The organism is Saccharomonospora saliphila YIM 90502, from assembly GCF_000383795.1.
GTDB lineage: Bacteria > Actinomycetota > Actinomycetes > Mycobacteriales > Pseudonocardiaceae > Saccharomonospora > Saccharomonospora saliphila.
The window spans coordinates 134521-139036 of record NZ_KB912705.1; the positions used below are offsets into that span (position 1 = coordinate 134521).

A 4516-nucleotide genomic window follows, 5' to 3' on the forward strand; every position below is an offset into this window, starting at 1 on the left:
CGCTCGCCGGCGCGCACAACGCGCGGAGGAACTGTCCGACCCGACCGCGCACGCCGAGATCCTGGCGTTGCGGGAGGCGGCGCGCGTCCACGGCGACGGCTGGCGGCTGGAGCACTGCACGCTGGCGGTGACCGTGGAACCGTGCACGATGTGCGCGGGGGCGCTCGTGCTGGCCCGGGTCGCGCGGCTGGTATTCGGCGCGTGGGAGCCGCGCACCGGCGCGGTGGGTTCGCTGTGGGACGTGGTGCGCGATCGCAGGCTCAATCACCGGCCCGAAGTCGTCGGAGGGGTGCTCGCCGACGAGTGCGCGGCGTTGCTGGACGAATTCTTCGCCGGTCAGCGGGACGCCCACGGCGAGGGGGGTGCCCCCTTCCGGACGCGCTGATCGCGTCGAGTACAGTATTCACCGGTAGCGTGTCCGAGCGGCCTAAGGAGCACGACTCGAAATCGTGTGAGGGTAAAACCTCCGTGGGTTCAAATCCCACCGCTACCGCCACTTCGGTGAGACGCCGGATGGCCCGATCGGTACCCGACGGGCCGTCCGGCGTTTCGCTTTTTCCGAAGGCCGTGCCTCACGCCGAGCGCGAGTCCTCGCCCGAGGCGAACACCCGCTCGCGGTCGAGCCAGGCGTCGATGTGGCGCAGCGTGGTGGAAAGGTTCGTGCCCATCAGCACCATGTGGTCCGCACCCGGGATCTCGACGTGGGTGGCGCGCCGGTGCCGCCGGGCGGTCGCCCGCGCGATGCGGGGAACGACCATACGGTCCCGTTCGCCACTGAGCACCAGGACCGGACCCGTGATCGCGTCGAAGTCCACGCGAGCGGCCCTGCGCCGGTCGAGGTAGGGAAACGCCATCTCGCAGTAGGCGCGGCCGGACTCGCAGACGAGGTCGGCGTACAGCTCGCGCACGTAGTCCTCGTCCTGCCGGTGCGCGGCACCCCACCGCATGCGGTCCCAGGTCGGGTACAGCGGCTTACGCCACGGCCTCGGCTGGAGGTAGTGCCCGGCGAAGAGCCGGATCATGCTCGGGTAGAGCTGGAAGATGCCCGCAGCGGGCGCGGGGCATGCCGCCACCACGCCCGCGTGCGGCGTGCGCGCGGCCACGAGCTGGGCCAGCAGGCCGCCCATCGACAGTCCCACGAGCAACGGCGGCTCGTCGAGCGACCCGGCGAGCGCGACGAGGTCGGAGGTGTAGTCCAGCAGGCTCAGCTCCGCCAGTTTCAGAGACCCCTCCAGCAGAGGGAGGTCGTGGTAGCGCAGCGACGGGGTGTGCACGGTGAACCCGCGCTCCTCGAACGCCGCCCGGGCCTCACTCCAGTGCGTACCGCGCATCCAGGTGCCATGGATGAGGATCACGTTCTTGTTCGTGGCCATGGCCTGAACCTACCCGCGAGTCATGTCGTGCGGCGGAAACGCCACACGCGCTGTGGAACCACCGGAGCACCGACGCCGCGTGCGGTACCACCCGGTCACGGGTCCAGTTTCACTCGTCCGGGTCGCAATGGCACACGAATGGCGTGTCGGAGGAAACGTTCCCACCGCCGGTGTCGAAAGTGACGGTATGTGGTTTCGTCGGAACCGTCCGCTCGCACGTCTGGTCGCCGCCGCCGTCTCCGGGGTGATGGTGGCGACCCTGTCCGTAGCCGTCGGAGCACCGCAGGCCGCGGCGTCGCCTTCCCTGCCCGACGGGTTCGCGCTGCGCACCCTGCCCAGCGGCCAGTCGGCCGGGCGGTTGACCGATTTCGCGTACCTGCCGGACGGCGGGGTGCTCAGCACGGGCAAGAACGGCACCGTGGCGTGGGTGTCGCCGAGCGGGCGCGCCCGCACGCTCGCCACGCTCCCGGTGGTGGCCGAGCAGGACCTCGGCCTCGTCGGCCTCGGCGTCGCCGCCGACTACGAGACCACCCGGCACATCTACCTCGCGCGCTCGGTTCCCACCGGCGGCGGCTCGTACGATCTGACGCTGGCGCGCTGGGAGGTCACCGGCTCGCCCGAGCCCACCGGGCTGACGAACGAGACGGAGCTGTTGCGCCTGCCCGGCGACGCCAACGTCCACGGCATCACCGGCATCGCGCCGGACGACGACGGCACCCTCTGGGTCTCGGTCGGCGACGTCGCCAGCTACACCGAGGTGGACGCGCGGGCGTTGCGCGCGCAGGACGAGGCCAAGGCCCAGGGCAAGATTCTGCACCTCGACGCGAACGGCGACGGCGTGCCGGGCAATCCGGACTACGACCCGGCCGACCCCGGCGCCACGCGCGGCAAGGTGTTCGCGAGCGGGTTCCGCAGCCCGTTCCGGCTCTCGCTCGACCCGCGCACCGGGCTCCCGATCACCGGCGACGTCGGCTGGAACACGTGGGAGGAGATCAACCTCGTCCGGCCGGGCCGCGACTACGGCTGGCCGTGCTGGGAGGGCACCGAACCCACCCCCGGCTACCGGGACCTCCCCGGGTGCGCGGAGGCGCCGAACACGGAGCCGCTCGTCCGCTTCCGGCACGGCAAGGGCACCGACAACGCCAACAGCATCACCGGCGGCGTCGTCTACACCGGAACGAGTTACCCGCCCGAGTACCGTGGCGCCTACTTCTTCGGCGACTACACCCACGCCAAGCTCTGGACGCTGCGCTACGACGAGCAGGGCAGACTGACCCAGCCTCCGCAGAGCCCACCGCTGGGCACCGACATCGGCAGGCCGGTCAAGTTCGCCACGGCGGCCAACGGCGACATCGTCTACGCCGACATCGGCTCGGGCACGCTCAAACGGCTCACCTACGCGGGCGGAAACCAGGCGCCGGTGGCGCAGGCCGAGATCGAGACCGATCCGGACACACGCACGGTCTCCTTCGACGCCACCGGCTCGTACGACTTCGACGGGGACGCCCTGCACCACGAGTGGGACTTCGGAGACGGCTCCACGGCCGAGGGCACGCGCGTGCGGCACACCTACGCCGACGACGTCGAACGGGTCACCGCCACGCTGACCGTGACCGACACCGCGGGAGCCACCGACAGCACCGAGGTGACCATCGTGCCCGGCAACCACACCCCGGTGCTCCGGGCCGACGCCCGCGACGAGCGCACCTACGCCGTCGGCGATCCGGTCACGGTCACCGCGCGGGCCACCGACGCCGAGGACGGGCCGCTGCCGGTGCGGTGGCAGGCCACGGTGGTGCACTGCCCTGAGGAGGCCACCTGCCACTCCCACCCGACGGAGTCGGGCGAGGGACCGCGCTTCTCGGTGCCGTTCACCGACCATCCCGACTCCCGCATGGAGCTGGTCGCGACCGCCACGGACAGCGACGGCGTGTCGACGACCCACACCTACGAGGCGCTGCCGCGCGAGCACCGGCTCACGCTGACCAGCGAGGTGCCCGCCGCGCTGGAGATCGTCAGCGAGGGCGACGGCGACGACGCGGGCCGCGGCAGTTCCGCGATGGTCACCGCGGGCGCCACGGTGAGCGTGTCCGCGGCCGAGACCGCGACCGACGGCGTGTCCACGTTCGCCGGATGGGCCGATGGGCACACCGGACGGAACCGGACGTTCGTCATGGCCGACGACGACCTGACGCTCACGGCCCGGTACGCGACACCGGTGGAGCAGCGCTACGACGCCGATCCCGAGTTGCGGGACACGCTGGGCGAGCCCACCGGTCCCGAGGTGATCGACGGCGAGGTCTACTACCGGCCGTTCGAGCGGGGCAGGCTGTACTGGTCGGAGGGCGCGGGCACGCACGAGGTGCACGGCGGCATCGCCAAGTCCTACGTCGCTCTCGGCGGGCACGAGCGGTTCGGGCCGCCGCTGACCGACGAGACGACCACGCCCGACGGGGTGGGCCGGTTCAACCACTTCGCGGGCACCCCGTACACGCGCACGGCCTCGGTCTACTGGACGCCGGGCACCGGCGCGCACGCGATCTGGGGAGACATCCGGCTGCGCTGGGCCTCACTCGGCTGGGAGCGCGGACCGCTCGGCTACCCCACCACCGACGAGATGTCCACACCGGACGGCGTCGGCCGGTACAACCATTTCTCCAAGGCCGGCTCGGTCTACTGGACCCCGCGCACCGGTGCCCACGCCGTTTACGGCGCGATCCGCAGGCAGTGGCGCGCGCTCGGCTGGGAGCGGTCGTACCTGGGCTATCCGACCAGCAGCGAGTACTCCGTGGACGGCGGGCGCCGGAACGACTTCCAGGGCGGTTTCATCCGCTGGCTCGCCGACTCCGACCGCACCGTCCACGCGGCCCACGGCCAGTAGCGGCCGGTCCCCGCGCACACGGGCACGCCGCGTGGGTCAGTCCCGACCGAGCAGCGTGCGGAGCTGGGCGAGCAGATCGGCGCGGCTGGTGGCACCGAGGCGCTGGCGCATCCGCGCCATGTGGTGCTCGACGGTCTTGGCCGAGATGAACAACCGGTCACCCACCTGTTTGTAGGTCATGCCGTCCACGACCAGTTCCGCGACCTGCCGCTCGCGGTCGCTGAGCGCCGGGGCGTCGTCCCGGGCGGGGGCCGCGGCGGGC

Annotated in this window: 3 protein-coding genes, 1 tRNA gene and 1 pseudogene; 3 read left to right on the forward strand and 2 right to left on the reverse strand. The window is 71.8% G+C overall.

What is annotated here, in order from left to right; genetic code table 11:
- Window positions 1-385, forward strand: a pseudogene (locus tag SACSA_RS0117285) (nucleoside deaminase); the annotation flags it as partial.
- Between the two features lie 23 nt (window positions 386-408).
- A tRNA-Ser gene (locus tag SACSA_RS0117290) sits at window positions 409-496 on the forward strand.
- Between the two features lie 76 nt (window positions 497-572).
- Here the strand turns inward: SACSA_RS0117290 and SACSA_RS0117295 are convergent.
- Window positions 573-1373, reverse strand: a complete 801-nt coding sequence (locus SACSA_RS0117295) for an alpha/beta hydrolase (protein ID WP_019818997.1) — start codon at window positions 1371-1373, stop codon at window positions 573-575.
- 187 nt (window positions 1374-1560) lie between these two features.
- Between SACSA_RS0117295 and SACSA_RS0117300 the strand changes: the two genes are divergently transcribed.
- Window positions 1561-4254 carry a PQQ-dependent sugar dehydrogenase gene (locus tag SACSA_RS0117300; protein ID WP_019818998.1) on the forward strand — a complete coding sequence of 898 codons (2694 nt, stop codon included), beginning with the start codon at window positions 1561-1563 and terminating at the stop codon, window positions 4252-4254.
- Between the two features lie 36 nt (window positions 4255-4290).
- On the opposite strand, the gene SACSA_RS23540 is transcribed toward SACSA_RS0117300, so the two are convergent.
- Window positions 4291-4516: helix-turn-helix domain-containing protein (locus SACSA_RS23540; RefSeq protein WP_048876921.1), on the reverse strand; the 226-nt coding region annotated here is incomplete at its 5' end.

Bases quoted from the DNA above. Each gene is read 5' to 3' on its own strand.
- SACSA_RS0117295 (WP_019818997.1), bottom strand. From the start codon at position 1,373: ATGGCCACGAACAAGAACGTGATCCTCATCCATGGCACCTGGATGCGC.
- SACSA_RS0117300 (WP_019818998.1), top strand. From the start codon at position 1,561: ATGTGGTTTCGTCGGAACCGTCCGCTCGCACGTCTGGTCGCCGCCGCC.